15 protein-coding genes and 1 riboswitch are annotated in these 19,847 nt (G+C 71.5%); of the genes, 14 read left to right on the top strand and 1 reads right to left on the bottom strand.

The window, feature by feature from the left end; all coding sequences use genetic code 11:
* The first annotated feature begins 483 nt into the window (after window positions 1-483).
* The 7 genes from ACGFT2_RS21055 (at window position 484) to ACGFT2_RS21025 (ending at window position 11,247) form a co-directional block, all read left to right on the top strand.
* Window positions 484-1,488, top strand: coding sequence for a sugar ABC transporter substrate-binding protein (locus tag ACGFT2_RS21055; protein WP_393280365.1), 1,005 nt, complete (start codon window positions 484-486; stop codon window positions 1,486-1,488).
* The gene (locus ACGFT2_RS21050; RefSeq protein WP_393280363.1) at window positions 1,485-2,513 is read left to right on the top strand and encodes an ABC transporter permease; all 1,029 of its coding nucleotides are present in this window, start codon (window positions 1,485-1,487) and stop codon (window positions 2,511-2,513) included. The genes ACGFT2_RS21055 and ACGFT2_RS21050 overlap by 4 nt, the downstream gene beginning before the upstream one ends.
* 203 nt (window positions 2,514-2,716) lie before the next feature.
* Window positions 2,717-3,481: an ATP-binding cassette domain-containing protein gene (locus ACGFT2_RS21045; protein ID WP_393280958.1), complete on the top strand. Its 765-nt coding sequence runs from the start codon at window positions 2,717-2,719 to the stop codon at window positions 3,479-3,481.
* A gap of 319 nt (window positions 3,482-3,800) precedes the next feature.
* On the top strand, window positions 3,801-4,946 hold the full coding sequence (locus ACGFT2_RS21040) for an ROK family glucokinase (RefSeq protein ID WP_393280361.1): 1,146 nt from the start codon (window positions 3,801-3,803) through the stop codon (window positions 4,944-4,946).
* Window positions 4,943-5,524, top strand: a complete 582-nt coding sequence (locus tag ACGFT2_RS21035) for a sugar kinase (protein WP_393280358.1) — start codon at window positions 4,943-4,945, stop codon at window positions 5,522-5,524. The genes ACGFT2_RS21040 and ACGFT2_RS21035 overlap by 4 nt, the downstream gene beginning before the upstream one ends.
* A gap of 108 nt (window positions 5,525-5,632) precedes the next feature.
* On the top strand, window positions 5,633-8,491 hold the full coding sequence (locus tag ACGFT2_RS21030) for an SNF2-related protein (RefSeq protein ID WP_393280355.1): 2,859 nt from the start codon (window positions 5,633-5,635) through the stop codon (window positions 8,489-8,491).
* Window positions 8,492-9,327: 836 nt separating this feature from the next.
* Entirely contained in the window at window positions 9,328-11,247 is a 1,920-nt protein-coding gene (locus ACGFT2_RS21025; RefSeq protein WP_393280353.1) for an SWIM zinc finger family protein, read from the top strand.
* Window positions 11,248-11,566: 319 nt separating this feature from the next.
* Here ACGFT2_RS21025 and ACGFT2_RS21020 read toward each other — a convergent pair whose 3' ends face one another.
* Window positions 11,567-12,745 carry a phosphoribosylaminoimidazolecarboxamide formyltransferase gene (locus tag ACGFT2_RS21020; RefSeq protein ID WP_393280350.1) on the bottom strand — a complete coding sequence of 393 codons (1,179 nt, stop codon included), beginning with the start codon at window positions 12,743-12,745 and terminating at the stop codon, window positions 11,567-11,569.
* 6 nt (window positions 12,746-12,751) lie between these two features.
* Window positions 12,752-12,839, bottom strand: a riboswitch (ZMP/ZTP riboswitch).
* A 534-nt stretch (window positions 12,840-13,373) separates the two neighbouring features.
* Here ACGFT2_RS21020 and fabD point away from each other — a divergent pair.
* Genes fabD through ACGFT2_RS20985 form a run of 7 tightly spaced genes read left to right on the top strand, consistent with a single transcriptional unit; the run spans window position 13,374 to window position 19,845 of the window.
* Window positions 13,374-14,240, top strand: a complete 867-nt coding sequence (fabD, locus tag ACGFT2_RS21015) for an ACP S-malonyltransferase (protein WP_393280347.1) — start codon at window positions 13,374-13,376, stop codon at window positions 14,238-14,240.
* A gap of 52 nt (window positions 14,241-14,292) precedes the next feature.
* Entirely contained in the window at window positions 14,293-15,552 is a 1,260-nt protein-coding gene (locus ACGFT2_RS21010) for a hydroxymethylglutaryl-CoA synthase family protein (protein ID WP_393280344.1), read from the top strand.
* 46 nt (window positions 15,553-15,598) lie between these two features.
* Window positions 15,599-15,844 carry an acyl carrier protein gene (locus tag ACGFT2_RS21005; protein ID WP_393280342.1) on the top strand — a complete coding sequence of 82 codons (246 nt, stop codon included), beginning with the start codon at window positions 15,599-15,601 and terminating at the stop codon, window positions 15,842-15,844.
* Entirely contained in the window at window positions 15,837-17,057 is a 1,221-nt protein-coding gene (locus tag ACGFT2_RS21000) for a beta-ketoacyl synthase N-terminal-like domain-containing protein (RefSeq protein ID WP_393280339.1), read from the top strand. Before ACGFT2_RS21005 ends, ACGFT2_RS21000 begins: the two co-directional genes overlap by 8 nt.
* Before the next feature lie 12 nt (window positions 17,058-17,069).
* Window positions 17,070-18,338 carry a hydroxymethylglutaryl-CoA synthase family protein gene (locus tag ACGFT2_RS20995; protein ID WP_393280336.1) on the top strand — a complete coding sequence of 423 codons (1,269 nt, stop codon included), beginning with the start codon at window positions 17,070-17,072 and terminating at the stop codon, window positions 18,336-18,338.
* Window positions 18,335-19,099 carry an enoyl-CoA hydratase/isomerase gene (locus ACGFT2_RS20990; protein ID WP_393280334.1) on the top strand — a complete coding sequence of 255 codons (765 nt, stop codon included), beginning with the start codon at window positions 18,335-18,337 and terminating at the stop codon, window positions 19,097-19,099. The genes ACGFT2_RS20995 and ACGFT2_RS20990 overlap by 4 nt, the downstream gene beginning before the upstream one ends.
* Window positions 19,087-19,845, top strand: a complete 759-nt coding sequence (locus ACGFT2_RS20985) for a polyketide synthase (protein WP_393280332.1) — start codon at window positions 19,087-19,089, stop codon at window positions 19,843-19,845. The genes ACGFT2_RS20990 and ACGFT2_RS20985 overlap by 13 nt, the downstream gene beginning before the upstream one ends.
* The last annotated feature ends 2 nt before the right edge of the window (window positions 19,846-19,847 follow it).

Below are 19,847 nucleotides of genomic sequence, written 5' to 3'. Positions count from 1 at the left end.
CCGACCGGTCTCGAGACCACACTGCCTCCCGTCGGTGGCCGCCACAATTCGGGAGCCTGCGGTAGCGACACCGCATGGTGTGCCATGGCATCAGCGGTACGTGCTGCACGCCGAGATCCAGTGGAGGCACCTGCCGAGGGGGCTGCTTCGGCGACCGGGAATGCAACCCGGCAGAGCTGGAACCCCCGGAAGCCGACCGTGCGTCAGAGACCATCGGTTGCCGACAGGCTGGGCGTCCGGCCCCTTGGACAGGGTTCGGATGTCTGCGCGCTCGTACCGCCTCGGGACCCGCACGTGTTCGTCGCAATGTCCGGACAATGTGACCGGCGTCCCGGCCCCCGGCTGCGTCAGGTGCGTTGCCCGTGTTCGATACTGAAGCGTTTGGGGTTGGTGAGGTCGCCGCCGGGACGTGCCGACGTTGAGATCGCCCGCCCCTTACGCACGTCGGAGCAGGCAGAAGCACAGCAAGAAGGGCACGGCCTCGTGGCACGGTTTCGGACCTGGGTAGGCATAGCGCTGGCGGGGGCACTCTCCGTGTCCCTGGCGGGCTGCAGCAGCACCGGCGGCAAGCGGGCCGAGGATGCCCGCAAGGCCGCCGCGGCCCAGGGCAGGGCGGCGGTGAACACGCCCCGCTGGACCTTCGCGATGATCACCCACTCGGGAGACGGCGACACCTTCTGGGACATCGTGCAGAGCGGTGCCAGGCAGGCCGCCCTCAAGGACAACATCAAGTTCCTCTACTCGCACGACGACGAGGCCCAGCAGCAGGCGCAGCTGGTGGACGCCGCGGTGGACAAGAAGGTCGACGGCATCATCGTCACCCTCGCCAAGCCGGACGCCATGAAGGCCGCCCTGGCCCGCGCCGAGAGGGCCGGCATCCCGGTGATCACCGTCAACTCCGGTTCGGCCCGGTCCAAGGCCTTCGGCGCCCTCACCCACATCGGCCAGGACGAGACCATCGCCGGTGAGGCAGTGGGCGAGGAGCTGAACAAGCGCGGGAAGAAGAAGGCCCTGTGCGTCCTGCACGAACAGGGCAACGTCGGCCACGAGCAGCGCTGTGACGGCGTCGCCAAGACCTTCCACGGCACCCTGCGCAAGCTCTACGTCAACGGCACCAACATGCCCGACGTGCAGTCGGCGATCGAGGCCAAGCTCCAGGCCGACACGTCCCTCGACGCCGTGGTCACGCTGGGCGCCCCGTACGCCGACACCGCCGTGAAGGCGAGGTCGGACGCGGGCGGCAAGGCCGAGATCGACACCTTCGACCTCAACGCCAAGGTGGCCGCCGAGCTGAAGGACGGCACCCTCGGCTTCGCCGTGGACCAGCAGCCGTATCTGCAGGGGTACCAGGCGATCGACCTGCTGTGGCTGTACAAGTACAACAGCGACGTCCTCGGCGGCGGCAAGCCGGTGCTGACCGGCCCGCAGATCATCACCAAGGACCAGGCGTCCGCGCTGGCGGAGTACACCGAGCGGGGCACCCGATGAGCGCGGCGGTTGATGAAAGGATTCTGCAGACCTCGCCGCTGCGGAAGCTGCTCTCGCGCCCGGAACTGGGCTCGGTCGTCGGCGCGCTCGCGGTCTTCGTCTTCTTCGCCGTCGCCGCCGAGGGGTTCCTGCGCGCCTCCAGCCTCAGCACCGTCCTGTACGCCTCCTCGACCATCGGCATCATGGCCGTACCCGTGGCCCTGCTGATGATCGGCGGCGAGTTCGACCTGTCGGCGGGCGTCCTGGTGACCTCCTCTGCGCTGGTCTCCTCGATGTTCAGCTACCAGACGACGGCCAACACCTGGGTCGGCGTGGGAGTGTCCCTGCTGGTCACCCTGGCGATCGGCGCCTTCAACGGCTTCATGCTCACCCGCACCAAGCTGCCGAGCTTCATCGTCACCCTCGGTACCTTCCTGATGCTGACCGGCATGAACCTCGGTTTCACCAAGCTGATCGACGGCACGGTCTCCACCAAGACGATCGCCGACATGGAGGGCTTCAGCAGCGCCCGCGACGTGTTCGCCTCGACCCTCACCGTCGGCGGCGTCGACTTCAAGGTCACCATCCTGTGGTGGCTGGGCCTGGTCGCCCTCGCCTCCTGGATCCTGCTGCGCACCCGCGTCGGCAACTGGATCTTCGCCGTCGGCGGCAACCAGGAGGCGGCCCGCGCAGTCGGCGTCCCGGTCGCCAGGACCAAGATCGGCCTCTACATGGGCGTCGCCCTCGGCGCCTGGATCTCCGGCCAGCACCTGCTCTTCTCCTTCGACGCCGTCCAGTCAGGCGAGGGCGTCGGCAACGAGCTGATCTACATCATCGCGGCCGTGATCGGCGGCTGCCTGATCACCGGCGGCTACGGCAGCGCGATCGGCTCGGCGGTCGGTGCGCTCCTGTTCGGCATGACCAGCAAGGGCATCGTCTTCGCCGAGTGGAACCCCGACTGGTTCAAGTTCTTCCTCGGAGCGATGCTGCTCCTCGCGACCCTGCTGAACGCCTGGGTCCGCAAGCGTGCGGAGGCGACGAAATGACGGAGACGCCCGAGACGGCAGGGACGGCAGAGACGGCAGGGACGGCAGAGACGGCAGGGACGCCGAAGACGGCAGAAACGGCGGAGACGGTGGGGACGTTGGGAACGCCGGAGACGCCGGAGACGCCGGAGACGCCGGAGACGCCGGAGACGCCGGAGACGCCGGAGACGCCGGAGACGCCGGGGGCGCCGGAGCGTACGGCGCTGGTCGAGCTGACCGACGTCAGCAAGTACTACGGCAACGTCCGCGCCCTGGAAGGTGTCTCGCTGGAGGTCCACGCCGGGGAGATCACCTGTGTCCTCGGCGACAACGGCGCCGGCAAGTCGACACTGATCAAGACCATCGCCGGCCTGCACCGGCACGACGACGGCACGCTGCGCCTGGACGGCGTGGAGACCCGCCTGTCCTCCCCGCGCGAAGCCCTGGACCGCGGTATCGCCACGGTCTACCAGGACCTCGCGGTCGTCCCGCTCATGCCGGTGTGGCGCAACTTCTTCCTGGGCTCCGAGCCCCGCAAGGGCTCCGGCCCCCTCAAGCGCCTCGACATCGACCTCATGCGCCGCACCACCCGCGAGGCCCTGCTGCGCATGGGGATCGACCTCCGGGACGTCGACCAGCCCATCGGCACCCTCTCCGGCGGCGAACGCCAGTGCGTGGCCATCGCCCGGGCGGTCCATTTCGGCGCCAAGGTCCTGGTCCTGGACGAGCCGACGGCGGCACTGGGTGTGAAGCAGTCCGGTGTGGTGCTCAAATATGTGGCCGCGGCACGCGACGAGGGCTTGGGCGTTGTGCTGATCACCCACAACCCGCATCACGCGTACCTCGTCGGCGATCGTTTCGTACTGCTGCGACGTGGCGCGATGGTGGGCAACCACACACGGGACGAGATCACGCTCGACGAACTGACCCGGCAGATGGCGGGCGGCTCCGACTTGGACGCGCTGCGCCACGAACTGCGGCGGGCCTGAGGCGCGGCGGACCCCGAACCGCGGCGGACCCCGAACCGCGGCGGAGCCCGGACTGCGGCGGAGCCCGGACTGCAACGGACCCCGAACTGCGGCGGGCCCGAAGCTGCCGGGGCCGGCCGGGAGCGGGCCGTGGGGAGCGGGGCCGTGCCGACCGGCGGCTCCGCCGCGTGGGTGCGGTCCGCCACCGCGCACTCGCGTCCGGCGGCGGTCGCGCACCGGAGCCCTGCGGCAGTCGTGCACCCGGGCCCGGTGACGGTCCCGCACCCCCTCTCCCGCCCCGTACAGCACCGCTATCCCGGGTGAGGCAGAATCGACGCCGATGAGCACCTACCGCGACCTCACCGCCCCCATCGGCTCCCGTCGAGCCCCTGTGCTCCGTACGGTCGGGACAAGGGAACGCCGATCCCATCTGACCGCACCCCGGGTGCCGACGGTGGGCATCGACATCGGCGGCACCAAGGTCATGGCGGGCGTCGTGGACGCCGACGGCAACATCCTGGAGAAGCTCCGCACGGAGACCCCGGACAAGTCCAAGAGCCCCAAGGTCGTCGAGGACACCATCGCCGAGCTGGTCCTGGACCTCTCCGACCGGCACGACGTGCACGCGGTCGGCATCGGCGCGGCCGGCTGGGTCGACGCCGACCGCAACCGCGTCCTGTTCGCCCCCCACCTGTCCTGGCGCAACGAACCACTCCGGGACCGCCTCGCCAGCCGCCTGTCCGTGCCGGTCCTGGTGGACAACGACGCCAACACCGCCGCCTGGGCCGAGTGGCGCTTCGGCGCCGGCCGCGGCGAGGACCACCTCGTGATGATCACCCTCGGCACCGGCATCGGCGGCGCCATCCTGGAGGACGGCCAGGTCAAGCGCGGCAAGTTCGGCGTCGCCGGTGAGTTCGGCCATATGCAGGTCGTGCCCGGCGGCCACCGCTGCCCGTGCGGCAACCGCGGCTGCTGGGAGCAGTACAGCTCCGGCAACGCCCTCGTCCGGGAGGCCCGGGAGCTGGCCGCCGCCGACTCCCCGGTGGCCTACGGGATCATCGAGCGAGTCAAGGGCAACATCGGCGACATCACCGGCCCGCTGATCACCGAGCTGGCCCGCGAGGGCGACGCCATGTGCGTGGAGCTGCTCCAGGACATCGGTCAGTGGCTCGGCGTCGGCATCGCCAACCTCGCCGCCGCCCTCGACCCCTCCTGCTTCGTCATCGGCGGTGGCGTCAGCGCCGCGGACGACCTGCTCATCGGCCCCGCCCGCGACGCCTTCAAGCGTCACCTCACCGGCCGCGGCTACCGCCCCGAGGCCCGCGTCACCCGCGCCCAGCTCGGCCCCGAGGCCGGCATGGTGGGCGCGGCCGATCTGGCCCGGCTGGTCGCCCGCCGCTTCCGCCGGGCCAAGCGGCGCCGGGTGGAGCGGTACGAGCGCTACGAGCGGTACACCCAGGCCCGCCGCGACCAGGACAGCGCATGACGCCCTCGCTGCCCCACCAGGGCGGTCCACCCGACGAGCCGCGACGGCCCGCCGAGGACCCGAGACACAAGGCCAGGCGCCGGGCGCTCACCCTGCTGATCATCGGCCTGCTCATCGGCGTGCCGGCCGGATACCTGGTGATCTCCGCGAACCAGAGCCGCAACAGCGGCAAGGACAAGGAGGCGAAGTACTCCGCGACCGGCCTCACCCAGGGCTGGCCGTCCAAGGTGCAGCGCCGCCTGTACCAGGTGAGCGTCCCGCATCCCGCCGAGGACATCGCCTACTACGAGACGAACAACTGGAAGACCAGCCGCCTCTACGTCCAGTTCCGCACCAACGCGGCCGGCCTGGACGGCTTCCTCGAGACCATGGGCGCCCGCCGGGACGAGCTGAAGAAGGACGACATCGCCATCGGTGACCGCGACCAGAAGGTCAGCGGCTGGGACTTCACGGGCCCCGGCCCGTGGCTGGGCCTCACCCACCAGCAGAAGAACCCGGCGCCCACCCAGGACGTGGTCGTGAACCTGTCCGACGTCAACCGGCCGATGGTGTTCGTCGTCTCCCGTACGGTGCCGTGAGCCCCGCCCCCGGCCGCGCCCCGGCCGGTCCCCGGAGCCGACTGTCAGACCCCGCCCGTAGAGTCGAAGACGGCTGATCCGACACACGGGCGGGAGGTGGCAGGACGTATGAGCGGCGGCACGGCTGCGGCGACACAGCGCACGCAGGAGCCCCGGCGGACCGGCGACGCCGTCCCGGTGCGCCTCGCGTCCGTCTACCTGCCCGCGCCCCTCCCGCGCGCGGGCCGCATCGCCTTCTGGGATCCCGACGGCGACGCCCCGCCCTCCGGGGGCGCCGGGGAGGGCGACCCCGCCGAGCTGACGGTCGTACGACGGCACGGCGCCGGAGTGCGCCGCCGGCAGGTGCCCGCACTGACCCTGCCGCTCGCCGAGGCCCTGCCCCTGCTGGTCCGCGCCCGGCGCGACCCGGCCGCCCACCCCGCCACGGCCTGCTGGGGTGCCGCCGCCCAGCACGCCCTGCGTCTGGTCGCCCGCGGCCGCCTGCTGCCGGGCCTGACCCCGAGCGGCCACGACGCCTGGCGGGCCGGGCCGCTGGAACCGGACGACATCGCGCACCTGCGCGCGATCGCCGCCGCCCTCCCTCCCGAGGGCCACGCCGTGCCGCTGCCCGATCCCGGCCCGCTGCGGCTGCCCGAGCCGGAGGCCCTGATCCGCTCCTTCCTGGACGCGGTCGCCGACACCCTGCCCCGCACCCCCGCCGCCCCCTACACCTCCGGCCGGCCCTTCGCCGCCCGCGAGCCCCAGGCCCTGCCGCACGCCCACGAGTGGGCGGCCGAGGTCGCCGCCGGCATGGACGCGGGCGTGCGGATCTCACTCCGCCTCGACCTGTCCGCCTACGACGTCTTCGACGCGGGCGCGAGCGACGGCGCGCGTGCCGCGGGAGCGGCGATCGTGCAGGTGCACAGCCTCGCCGACCCCACCCTGATGGCCGACGCGGCGGCCCTGTGGGCGGGGGAGGCCGACCTGGCGTTCGGGCCCCGCGCGCGTGTCGACGCGGCTCTCGCCGTCCGCCGGGCGGCCCGCGTATGGCCGCCCCTGGACCGGCTCGCCGAACAGGACGTGCCCGACGTCCTCGCCCTGTCCGAGGAGGAGCTGGGCGAGTTGCTCGGCGCGGCGGCCGGCCGGCTCGCGGCCGCCGGAGTCGCCGTGCACTGGCCCCGGGACCTCGCTCGCGACCTGACGGCCGCGGCCGTGATCCGCCCCGCGCCCGGCTCGGCGACCGACGGCACCGGCTTCTTCGAGAGCGAGGACCTCCTCCAGTTCCGCTGGCAGCTGGCGCTCGGCGGTGAACCGCTCAGCGAGGCCGAGATGGACGCGCTCGCCGAGGCCCACCGCCCGGTCGTACGGCTCCGGGACCGCTGGGTGCTCGTCGACCCCGCCCTCGTCCGCAAGGCCCGCAAGCGCGAACTCGGCCTGCTCGACCCGGTCGACGCCCTGTCCGCGGCGCTCACCGGCGAGGCCGAGGTGGACGGCGAGACCGTCGACGCCGTCCCCGTCGGAGCCCTGGCCGCCCTCCGCGGCCGCCTCACGGCCGGCCTGCGTCCCGCCGATCCGCCCCCCGGCCTCGACGCCACCCTCCGCGACTACCAACTGCGGGGCCTCGCCTGGCTGGATCTGATGACCTCCCTCGGCCTCGGCGGCTGCCTCGCCGACGACATGGGCCTCGGCAAGACCGTCACGCTCATCGCCCTGCACCTGAAGCGGGCCCGCACCGAACCGACCCTCGTCGTCTGCCCGGCCTCCCTCCTCGGCAACTGGCAGCGGGAGATCACCCGGTTCGCGCCCGGCGTGCCCGTCCGCCGCTTCCACGGCCAGGGCCGCACCCTGGACGGCTTCGACGGCGGCTTCGTCCTGACCACCTACGGCACCATGCGCTCGACCGCCGCCCATCTCGCCGAGCAGCCCTGGGGCATGGTCGTCGCCGACGAGGCGCAGCACGTCAAGAACCCCTACTCGGCCACCGCCAAGGCGCTGCGCACCATTCCGGCTCCCGCGCGCGTGGCGCTCACCGGCACCCCCGTGGAGAACAACCTCTCCGAACTGTGGGCGCTGCTCGACTGGACCACCCCCGGGCTCCTCGGCCCCCTGAAATCCTTCCGGGCCCGCCACGCCCGCGCCGTGGAGAACGGCGAGGACCAGGAGGCGGTGGAGCGCCTGGCCCGTCTGGTGCGGCCGTTCCTCCTGCGCCGCAAGAAGTCCGACCCGGGCATCGTCCCCGAGCTGCCGCCCAAGACCGAGACGGACCACCCGGTGCCGCTCACCCGGGAACAGGCCGCGCTGTACGAGGCGGTGGTGCGCGAGTCGATGCTGGCCATCGAGACGGCGGAGGGCATCGGGCGCCGTGGCCTGGTGCTGAAGCTCCTGGGCGCGCTCAAGCAGATCTGCGACCACCCGGCGCTGTACCTGAAGGAGGACGCGCGCCTGGACCGGCCGGCGGCCCGTTCCGGTAAACTCGCCCTCCTCGACGAGCTGTTGGACACCGTGCTCGCCGAGGACGGCTCGGCGCTCGTCTTCACCCAGTACGTCGGCATGGCCCGTCTCATCACCGCCCATCTGTCCGCCCGCGCGATCCCCGTGGACCTCCTGCACGGCGGCACCGCGATCCCGGAGCGCGAGCGGATGGTCGACCGCTTCCAGAACGGCGAGACCCCCGTCCTGGTGCTGTCCCTGAAGGCGGCCGGCACCGGCCTGAACCTCACCCGCGCGGGCCACGTGGTGCACTTCGACCGCTGGTGGAACCCAGCGGTGGAGGAACAGGCCACCGACCGCGCCTACCGCATCGGCCAGACCCAGCCGGTCCAGGTCCACCGCCTGGTCACGGAGGGCACGGTCGAGGACCGTATCGCCGAGATGCTCACCGCCAAGCGCGCGCTGGCCGACGCCATCCTCGGCTCCGGCGAGGCGGCCCTCACCGAGCTGACCGACCGCGAACTGTCCGACCTGGTTTCCCTGCGGAGGACACCATGACGGACCCGCACCACCTCCGCCCCGCCGACGCCGCCCGCCAAGCCCTGCGAGCGGCCCGCAAGCGAGCGGAGACGGAACGCGGCGCCACGGACGGCGTGACGCCGAGCGGGGATCGGCCGACGCCGGGTGCGGCGCCGGCGATGCCGGGCACGGGCCGGAGGACATCGGACACGGACGAGGCGTCGGGTGCGGGGCGGGAGGCATCGGATGTGGATGGGGCGCCGGGTGCGGGGCGGGTCACGCCGGGGGCGGACGGGGCGGCGTCGGATGCCGATGTGATGGCGCAGTACGCGTCGGCGCAAGGTGCGGATCGGATGGCCCCGGGGGCGAACGGGGCGTCGCAGGGCGTGGATCGGACGACGCCCGGTGTCTCGGCGCCGACGGCCGACTCGGGTACGTCGACGGCTGCGGCCGATACCGGAACCGGGACGCCGAGGCCTGACGAGTCCGATACCGGAGCCGGGACGCCGAGGCCTGACGAGTCCGATACCGGAACCGGGACGCCCAAGGTCCCCGTCGGCGTCCCGTCAGCTGCGCCTGGTGCCGGCGCCGCGCCACCCGCGCCCGGTGCCTCCGCGCCCGATGACGCCCTGGAGCAGGCAGCCTCGGCTCCCGCGCCGGAGGCCGGACCCGGCGGGGCCGGGGGCGGTCGCCGCCCCGGTGACGTCGCCCGAGAGGCGCTCCGCGCGGCTCGGAAAGAGGCGGCGCTGCGTGCCGAGGCGGCAGAGCCCCGGCGCGAGCAGCGCGTAACCGGGCGACCCGGCGCCGGCGCGCCGCACCCCCGGTCCGCCGCCGGACAGGAGGCCCGGCCGGTCCGGGCCAAGGCCGCCCAGGAGATGCGGCACTACTTGGCGAACGCCTTCCGCATGCCCAGCTGGGCCGACACGTCGGACGCGAGCGAGGAGCCGAGCACCGACGCCGGCGCGGGCATGCCCACCGCCCCGCGTACGCCCGCCGACCTGCGTACGCCCGCCGCCCCGCGTACGCCCGCCGCCCCGCGTACGCCCGCCGACTCGCGTGCCCCGGTCGACCGGCACGCACCTACCGACCCCCGCCCATCACCCTCCGCCTCGCCGCCCTCGCCCACGGGGTCTCCGGCTCCGGCCTCCGGGCCCTCGGCTTCGCCGTCGGGTTCTTCGGCTTCGGTCTCCGGGTCTTCGGCTTCGCGGTCGGGTTCTTCGGCTTCGGTCTCCGGGCCCTCGGCTTCGCCGTCGGGTTCTTCGGCTTCGGTCTCCGGGTCTTCGGCTTCGCGGTCGGGTTCTCCGGCCCCGGCCCCGGCCCCTGAGCCTTCGGCTTCGCGGTCAGCGTCTCCAACTCCGGTTCCCGAGTCTCCGGCTGCGCGGTCGGTGTCTCCGACCCCCGTGTCCGAGGCGCCGTCTCCGGCCTCCGCGCGCCCCGACCCCGCGTCCTCCACCCCCGCGCGCCCCGACCCCGCGTCCTCCGACCCCGCGTCCTCCACCCCCGCGCGCCCGGCTTCCGTGCCCACGTCCATGGCCGCCCCCCACCGTGACTCCGAACTCCGGCGCACGTTCGCGGCGTTCGCGCCTCGTCGGGCCGGGGGTGGTGGGGTGTTCGCCGGGACCTGGTGGGGCAACGCATGGGTCGAGGCGTTGGAGGAGGGCGCGCTGGATCCGAAGCGGCTGGCGCGCGGACGCGGTTACGCGGAGCAGGGGCATGTCGACGCGATCACCGTCACCCCGGGACTGGTGCTGGCGTACGTTCGCGGGAGCCGGCCGCGCCCGTACCGCGTGCAGATGCGGGTGCGCACACTGGAGGACGAGGACTGGACGCGGTTCCTGGACGCGGCCGCCGACCGGCCGGGCCATATCGCCGCCCTGCTCGACAAGGAGTTGCCCCAGTCCCTCGCCGACTGCGGCGTCCCCCTGCTGCCCGGCCCCGGCGACCTCGCCCCCCGCTGCAGCTGCCCGGACTCCGGCCACCCCTGCAAGCACGCGGCCGCCCTCTGCTACCAGACGGCACGCCTGCTCGACGCCGACCCGTTCGTCCTGCTCCTGTTGCGCGGCCGGGGCGAGAAGGACCTGCTCGACGCGCTCTCCCGGCGCAGTGCCGCCCGAGCGGCCCGCGCCGCGCAGGAGCGGCAGCCGCAGTCCTTGCCCGGTGTACGCGCCACCGACGCCCTCGCTCCGCGGCAACTCCCGCCGCCGCCGGCGCCGTTGCCGGTGCCCGCGCACCCCGAGCAGCCGCCGGTGTATCCGGCGGCGCCCGGCGGCCCCGACCCCTTCGCGCTGGACCAGCTGGCGGCCGACGCCGCCACGCGAGCGCACGCGCTGCTCGGCACCGGGCGCGACCCGGTCGGCGAACTGACGCTCTGGCAGGACGCGGTGCGGCTCGCCGCGGCCCGCCCCGGTTCCGGCCTGACCGCTGCCACCCGCACGCTCTACTCCACGCTCGCGGCGGCCGTCGCGCGCACCCCGGCCGACCTCGCGCGTGCCGTCGCGGCCTGGCGGCAGGGCGGTCCGGAGGGGCTGGCCGTCCTGGAGGACCCATGGGATCCGCCCGCCGGGCGCTTCGACCGGGCCCGCCCGCTGCTGCTGGCCGCCGACCTCCCGGCGTTCCGCCCCTGGCGCAACCGTCTCACCCACCCGCGCGGTCACGTCCAGCTCCGCCTCGGCCGTGACGGCCTGTGGTACGGCTATGAGTCCGAGCCGGGACAGGACGACTGGTGGCCGCGCGGCACCCCCGACCTGGACCCGGTGGGCGCCCTCACCGGTCTCGGCGCTCCGGACGAGGTCTGAGCGTCACCCGTCACGGCCGGCCGACGCGTCAGCCGAGCCGGGAGTACGGAACGCCGGCTCGCAGCTTCCCGGCGCGGCCGACCTGCGGTCGGACCGGACGAGAGGGCTCGGGTGAGGAACGCGGGTCGCTGACGTGAGCGGCACTCCCGTCCGCACCGGAGCGAGTCCGGGGGGCGGGCCGATTCCCCCGGTGACCGCCACAGGCCCGTCGCCGCGCGCCGTGCTCAGTGGTGGAAGGGTCGCGGTCCGGTGTGGGCGGGCGCGATGCCGTGTTCGTGGCGGCTGGTTCGGCGTCCCTGTTCGTCGCCGCGCGCCGTGCTCAGTGGTGGAAGAGCCGCAGTCCGGTGTGGGCGAGCGCGATGCCGTGTTCGCGGCAGGCGGTCTCGACGTCGTCGGATCGGATGGAGCCGCCCGGCTCGGCGATGTAGGAGACGCCGTGCCGTTGCGCGTGGTCGACGTTGTCACGGAAGGGCAGCGCGCCGTCGGAGACGAAGGACACGCCGGTGAGGGTCCCCAGCCAGCGCGCACGCTCCTGCGGGCCGAGCGCGGTCGCCGGTGTGCCGAGCACCTCCGCCAGACGGTTCTCCTCGTCCGGGGTCAGATCGCCCTCGATGAACCGGACCTGCCAGTTGATGCGGTCCTGCCGTTTGACGCCGGGCCTGAAGTCCAGAGCGCGGACGACCGGGTGGCGTCGCAGCCACCAGGTGTCGGCCTTCGCCCCGGCCAGCCTGGTGCAGTCGACCCGGGACTGCTGGCCGGCACCGATGCCCAGGGTGACGCCGTCGCGCACGTAGCAGACGGAGTTGGACTGGGTGTAGCGCAGTACCGCGAGGCCGAGCAGCAGGTCGTCCGTCGCGGCGGCCGGCAGCTCGCCGTGCCGCAGGGTGAACAGGTCCCGGGTCAAAGGGACTTGGTCCCGGTCCTGGGACAACCGGAGCCCGAACACCTCGCGGCTCTCCCGCGGCGGTGGTGCGAACGTGCCGTCGGCCTCCAGGACCAGGAAGCGGCCGTTCTTCTTCTTGCCGAGTCTCTCGGCGGTGCCGGGGGCGTAGCCGGGCGCGATGACGCCGTCGCAGATCACCCGGGCCAGCACGTCGGCGAGTTCGTCGTCGACCGGGTGGGAGACGGCGGCGAAGTCCCCGTAGGAGGATTTGGGGTCGGCGTCACGGGCGCGCAGGTAGGCGCTGGCGAGTTCACCGACAGGGGCGTCCCCCAGGCCGTACAGCTCTCTGGTGGCCTCGTCGAGGGAGCCGGACACGGCAGCGCCCGCAGGCGACACGTGCTTGAAGGAGGCGGCGGCCGGCTTGCCGAGCGCGGTGCTCGCCTCACCGACGAGCTGCCAGGCGTTGAGCGCGTCCAGCATGTTGATGAAGGACGGTTCGCCGTTCAGCAGGCGGACGGGCCAGGCCCCGGGCCGTACCGGCGCCACCTCGGTGCGGCGCTGCTGCGGATTGATCCCATAGCGAAGCTCCACGTCATGACTCCCTCGTAAGGACATCGTTGACGGGAGCACCCAGGCGGGCGGCGCTCGCATCGGAGTGCTGGGGCCGCTCCCCGGTGGTTGTCCACCTGCGCCAGTTGCGACCGCCGGCAACTCTACAGCGGACACCGGGTAGTTGATCAAGGGGTTTGGCGGAGACTGTGATGTGTTCGACGTGGGCACGGGATCCCGCCGACCCCAAGAGACCTTCAAGTCCCCAGGTCCCCCAAGAGTCGACGCGCGTTGAAGATCGGCGCGACCGGCGTGCCCGGCGGGTCGGTGACAGCAGAAGGCACTTGACAATGACTCGAAATCCCGGGTTGGTTAGCGGTGGCCACGGCGCGGTTCGTACCCGGTGGCCCATGAGCTCGGTATGCGAACGACGGGGGAATGACGTGTTTGTGGTGAGTCCGAGATGATCCGGCAGAGCGGGATCCCGTCGGCGCAGAGACCGGCGAGCGCAGCCGCCTAAGCTCCTTCCGGCCCGGGGGAATGAACCGCCCGGGTAGCGACGTCATGCCATCTGGCTCCTTCCGCCGTCAATGTCGACGGCGGCTTCACCCTGCACTCCGCGCTGCGTGGATGCGGTGTTCCGGTACTCCATGCGGTGAGATTCCGGGCTGGTTCGGAAGACAGCAGGAGAGAAATGAGTACTTACGTTTTCCCTGGGCAGGGTTCGCAGCGCAAGGGCATGGGTCGTGCCCTGTTCGACGAGTTCCCGGATCTGACGGAACGTGCCGGCGAGATTCTCGGCTACTCGGTGAAGAAGCTGTGCACCGAGAATCCGAATCAACTGCTGAACGAGACGCAGTACACTCAGCCGGCCGTCTACGTCGTCAATGCCCTCACGTATCTGAAGCGCACGAAGGAAACGGGGCTTGTTCCGGAGTACGTCGCCGGGCACAGTCTCGGCGAGTACAACGCCCTGCACGCCGCCGGAGTCCTGGACTTCGAAACCGGGCTGCGATTGGTACGCAAACGCGGAGCGGCCATGGGCCGGATCGAGGGAGGTGGCATGGCGGCCGTCACCGGTCTGGATCGTGCAGAGGTCTCCAGGGTGCTCGACCAGCACGATCTGACCGATGTCGAGGTGGCGAACGACAATGCGCCGACCCAGGTGGTCGTGTCCGGCCTGAAAACCCGGATCACCGCGGCCCGAGAGGTTTTCGAGGCCCTGCCCGGGGGCGTCGCATTCACCGAACTGAAGACCAGCGGCGCCTTTCACAGCCGGCACATGGCTCCGGCGCAGGAGGAATTCGCCCAGTACCTGGCGGACGAGTCGCCACGATTCTCGGCGCCGTCGATCCCCGTGATCGCGAACGTGGACGCCAAGGAGTACGACCTCTCGCGGGTCGAGACGTGTCTGACCGAACAGATCACCCGGCCCGTCCGGTGGACGGAGACGGTCCGCTGTCTGCTCGCCGCCGGCCAGGAGGAGTTCGTCGAGGTGGGCACGGGCCGGGTGCTGACCTCGCTGATCGAGCGGATCCGTACGGCGGCCGAGAGTCACTGACCGGACCGGCGGCGGCCCCGGGGCCGAGCGGCTTGGACGAGAGAGGAAACCGATGAGGTCTGCTGGGATCGAAGCCATGAACGTCTTCGGCGGCACGGCGTATCTGGACGTCATGCAGCTCGTGGACCACCGCCGGCTGGACAGAGGGCGCTTCGAGAACCTGCTGATGAAGCAGAAGGCGGTGGCGCTGCCCTGCGAGGACCCCGTCACCTTCGCCGTCAATGCCGCCAAGCCGATCGTCGACGCGCTGACCGACGCGGAGCGGGCGCGTATCGAAATGGTCATCACCTGCACGGAGTCGGGCATCGACTTCGGCAAGTCGCTGAGCACCTATGTGCATCACCATCTCGGGCTGAGCCGCAACTGCCGCCTGTTCGAGATCAAGAACGCCTGCTACTCCGGGACGGCGGGCTTCCAGACGGCCGTCAACTTCGTGCTCGCGGCGGCCTCGCCCGGTGCGAAGGTACTGGTCGTCACCACCGACATCTCACGCTTCACCGTGGTGGACGGCGGAGACGCGCTCACCGAGGACTGGTCGTTCGCGGAGCCCAGCTCGGGCGCGGGCGCGGTCGCCATGCTCGTCGGTGACGCGCCGGCGATTTTCGAGGTGGATGCCGGGGCCAACGGCTATTACGGCCACGAGGTGATGGACACGTGCCGGCCCACGGCGGACAGCGAGGCCGGCGACGCGGACCTGTCCCTGCTCTCCTATCTCGACTGCTGCGAGCAGTCGTTCTTGGAGTACCGGCGCCGGGTGGCGGATGCCGACTACCGGGAAACCTTCCACCACCTGGCCTTCCACACGCCGTTCGGAGGAATGGTCAAGGGTGCCCATCGCACCATGATGCGGAAGATGACGAAGACTTCGCGAGCCGAGGTCGAGGCGGATTTCCAGGAACGGGTGGAGCCGGGCATCCGTTACTGCCAGCGCACCGGAAACATCATGGGCGGCACCGTGTTCCTCTCGCTGGCGAGCACGATCGACAACTGTTCCATCGATGCCCCGCGACGCGTCGGAGTCTTTTCCTACGGCTCCGGATGCTGTTCGGAGTTCTACAGCGGTGTCATCACGCCGGAGGGCCGGCAGCGGCTGCTCGGCATGGAGATCGCCAGGCATCTCGACGGGCGTCACGCGCTGACCATGGCGGAGTACGAGGAATTGCTGACCGGCGGCGGAGCGGTGGCTTTCGGCACCCGCGACTGGAAGCTCGACCCCGGCACACTGCCCGCCGGAATGGCGGACGGTCAGATGGCCGGCCAGCTGATTCTGCAGGAGATCAACGAGTTCCATCGAGAGTACGTCTGGGCCTGATCGGGCCGGCGGTGAACGAAGCAGGACGATGAGGGGATCAGAAGCCGTGCAGCAGGACGAGATTTTCGAAATGGTGAAGGCGCACATCTACGAGGTCCTGCCCGATCTGGAGGGTAAGGACATCAGCCGGGAGGACCGGCTGGCCGATCTCGGGGCGAATTCAGTGGACCGGGCCGAAGTGGCCATGCTCGCCATGGAATCCCTGTCTCTGCAGATGGCCCGGATCGAACTCGCGGGCGTGCGGAACATAGGTGATCTGGTCGATGTCCTGCATGCCAAATCGAATGCCTGACGGGCTCGCCATCACCGGCTGCGGTGTGGTCACGGCGGTCGGCACGGGAAAGAAGGATTTCGCGTCCGCGCTGTTCTCCGGCGCCGGGAACTTCGCCGCCATGAGCCGCCCCGGCAGGCGCGCGGATCAGGAGGTGCTCGGCGCCGAACTCCCGGAACTCGCCCTCCCGGAACGCTTCTCCAAGAAGCTGCTGCGCACCGTGTCCCTCTCGGGACGGGCCGCGCTCCTCGCCCTGGACGAGGCATGGGAGGACGCTCTGCTGGCGGGGGCCGACCCCGAGCGCGTGGGCCTGGTCGTAGGAGGCTCGAACGTCCAGCAGCGGGAGCTGGTGCTCAAGCAGGACGCGTACCGGGGCAGGACGGCCTACCTGCCGCCCTCGTACGCACTCTCCTTCATGGACAGCGACCTGTGCGGGCTGTGCAGCGAGCAGTTCGGCATCCGCGGTACGGCCTGCACCGTGGGCGGCGCCTCGGCCAGTGGGCAGATGGCGGTCATCCAGGCGGCGCAGGCCGTGCGTTCCGGCGCCGTGGACGTGTGCGTCGCGATCGGGGCGCTGGCCGACCTCTCGTACTGGGAGTGCCAGGCGCTGCGGTCGATCGGCGCCATGGGATCCGACCGCTACGCCGGCCGACCGGACCTGGCGTGCAGGCCGTTCGACGCACTGAGCGACGGTTTCATCTACGGGGAGGCGTGCGGCGCGGTGGTCGTCGAACGGGCCGCGACCGCGGCTGAGCGAGGAGCGCGCCCGTACGCCGCGCTGACCGGATGGGCCGTGGCGCTCGACGCCAACCGGAACCCGGACCCCTCCGTCACGGGTGAGAGCCGGGCGATCCGGCAGGCTCTGGCGCAGGCCGGCTGGGAGCCGGGAGACATCGACTACGTCAACCCGCACGGCACGGGATCCGGCGTCGGTGACCCGGTGGAGCTGTCGGCGCTGCGCGCCTGCGGACTGGCCGGGGCGTACCTGAACGCGACCAAGTCGATCACCGGACACGGTCTGAGCGCGGCGGGCACCGTGGAGATCATCGCCACGCTGCTGCAGATGGAGGCCGCCACCCTGCACCCGACGCGGAATCTGCAATCCCCGATCGACCCGGAGATGAACTGGGTGCGGGAGCGGGCGGTGCCCCGGCAGGTCGGCCGCGCGCTGACGTTGAGCATGGGGTTCGGCGGCGTGAACACCGCGCTGTGCCTGCAGAACACGAACGGCTGAGGGGGAGAGGGAATGGACACGGTTCCCGTCGGCATAGAAGCACTCAACATCTTCGGGGGCAGCGCCTGCGTCGACGTCGCGGAGCTGTTCGAGCACCGGCGCCTGGACTCGGCGAAGTTGAGCGAACTGATGGTGCACCAGAAGACGGTCGCGCTGCCGTTCGAGGACCCGGTGACGTTCGGGGTCAACGCCGCCAAGCCGCTCGTGGACGCGCTCGGCGAGGCCGAACGGGACCGTATCGAGATGCTCGTCACCTGCACCGAATCGGGCCTCGACTTCGGCAAGTCGATCAGTACCTACCTCCATCACCACCTGGGACTCAACCGCAACTGCCGGCTGTTCGAGGTGAAGGGCGCCTGCTACGCCGGTACCGCCGGACTGCAGACGGCCGTCGACTTCGTCCGGTCCCGTACCTCACCGGGGGCCAAGGCACTGGTGATCGCCACCGACGTGGCGCGCCACCCGGTCCCGGAGGACGCCGGGGCCCTCACCATGGACTGGGCCTTCATGGAGCCGACGTCCGGGGCCGGTGCCGCCGCCGTACTGGTCGGTGACGACCCCCGGGTGCTCCACCTCGACGCCGGCGCGTACGGCGCCTACGGCTACGAGGTGATGGACACCTGCCGTCCGACGCCCGACGGGGAGGCCGGGGACCCCGATCTGGGGCTGCTGTCCTACCTGGACTGCTGCGAGCAGACCTTCCTGGCCTACCGGGGCCGGGTCCCGCAGGCGCACTACCGTGACACCTTCGACTACCTGTCCTTCCACACGCCCTTCGGCGGCATGGTGAAGAGCGCCCATCGCACCATGATGCGGAAGTTCGCCAAGGCCGCACGCGCCGACATCGAGGCCGACTTCGAGGCGCGGGTCAGGCCCGGCCTGCGCTATGCCCGATACACGGGCAACATGATGGGCGCCGGCGTCTTCGCCTCACTGGCCGCCACCATCGAGCACGGCGGCTTCGACGAGCCACGCAGGATCGGCTGCTTCTCCTACGGATCCGGCTGCTGCGCGGAGTTCTACAGCGGAGTGGCCACCTCTCAGGGCCGGGACGCCCTGCGTGAACTCGGTGTGGAACGGGCCCTGCGGCGGCGGTCCGTGCTGCCGATGGACGCGTACGACCAGGTGCTGCGGGACAGCGCTGCCGTGGCGTTCGGCACCCGCAACGTCCAGCTCGATCCCCAGCGCTACGCCGAGGAACTCGGCGCCGGGCAGGGCACACCCGGCCTGGTCCTGGAGCGTGTCAGCGAGTTCCATCGCGAGTACGGATGGACGGCATGAACTATCGGACGATCAAGGTCGAGACCACCGGCACCGTCTGCCGCATCCGCCTGGACCGGCCGAGCGCGAAGAACTCCATCAACGCGGTTCTCGTCGCGGAGTGCCTGGACGCGCTGGACCGGTGCCAGGACCACGTCACGGTGGTGGTCCTCGAAGGACTGCCCGACTACTTCTGCTTCGGCGCCGACTTCCAGGAACTCACCGCGACCCTCGCCGAGGGCGAGCAGGCGGAGCAACGCCCCGAGGCGCTGTACGAGTTGTTCCTGCGGCTGGCGACCGGCCCCTTCGTCACGGTCTCGCACGTACGCGGAGTCGCCAACGCCGGCGGCGTGGGCCTCGTGGCGGCCAGCGACATCGTCATCGCCGACGCCACCGCGCGGTTCAGTCTCTCGGAACTGCTCTTCGGGCTCTACCCGGCCTGCGTGCTGCCTTTCCTCATCCGGCGCTGCGGCTTCCAGAAGGCCCATTACATGACGCTGATGACGATGCCGTTCGACGCGTCCGCGGCGGTCGCCTCCGGGCTCGTGGACGTGACGGGCGAGAACAGCGAGGCACTGCTGCGCAGACACCTCGCCCGGCTGAAGTGCCTGCCCAAGACGGGGATCGCGCGCTACAAGCGCTATCTGCACGCGCTGGACGACGGGCTGACCGCGGCGCTGCCGACCGCCTCGGCGGGGAATCGGGAGGTCTTCTCCGACGAGCGGAACCTCACCCTGATCCGCCGCTACACCGAGGAAGGCGTCCTGCCATGGGAAGCGTGACCGGACCGGTCGTCGACCTCCGCGAGGCCGGCCCGGGCATCGCCCTGCTGACCATGCGGGACCCGACGCACAAGAACGCCTTCACCGAGGAGATGGTGGACGGGCTGCAGCACGCGTTCGCGGCGGTGGGCCGTGACGACACCTGCAAGGTCGTCGTCATGACCGGGTACGACAGCTACTTCTCCTCCGGGGGCACCCAGGACGGTCTCCTCGCCATTCACGAGGGCCGCAGCCGTTTCACCGACCTGAACCTGTACAGCCTGGCCCTCGCGTGCGAGGTGCCCGTCATCTCGGCGATGCAGGGGCACGGAATCGGCGGCGGCTTCGTCATGGGGCTGTACGCGGACTTCGTCGTGCTGAGCCGCGAGAGCGTCTACACCGCCAACTTCATGCGGTACGGCTTCACCCCCGGCATGGGCGCCACCTGCATCCTGCCCCGGAAACTGGGTCTGCCGCTGGCCCAGGAGATGCTGCTGAACGGCGCCGGCCACCAGGGCGGTGAACTCGCCGCCCGGGGCGTGCCGTTCCCCGTCCTGCCGCGCAAGGACGTCCTGCCCGAGGCACTGCGGCTGGCCAGGGAGCTGGCCGACAAACCGGCCGTGTCCCTGCGGGCGCTGAAGCAGCATCTCGTGGCCCCGATCCGCGAGGAACTGCCGGGCGTCATCGAGGCGGAACTCGCCATGCACGAGTTGACCTTTCACCGCGAGGAAGTCCGGCAGCGGGTCACCGATCTGTTCGGAGAGTGAGA

It is taken from the genome of Streptomyces sp. NPDC048514, assembly GCF_043199955.1.
In the GTDB taxonomy this organism is placed as follows: Bacteria; Actinomycetota; Actinomycetes; order Streptomycetales; family Streptomycetaceae; genus Streptomyces.
The sequence above is the reverse complement of the archived record's forward strand: the minus strand, read 5'-3'. Positions and strand labels throughout refer to the sequence as shown.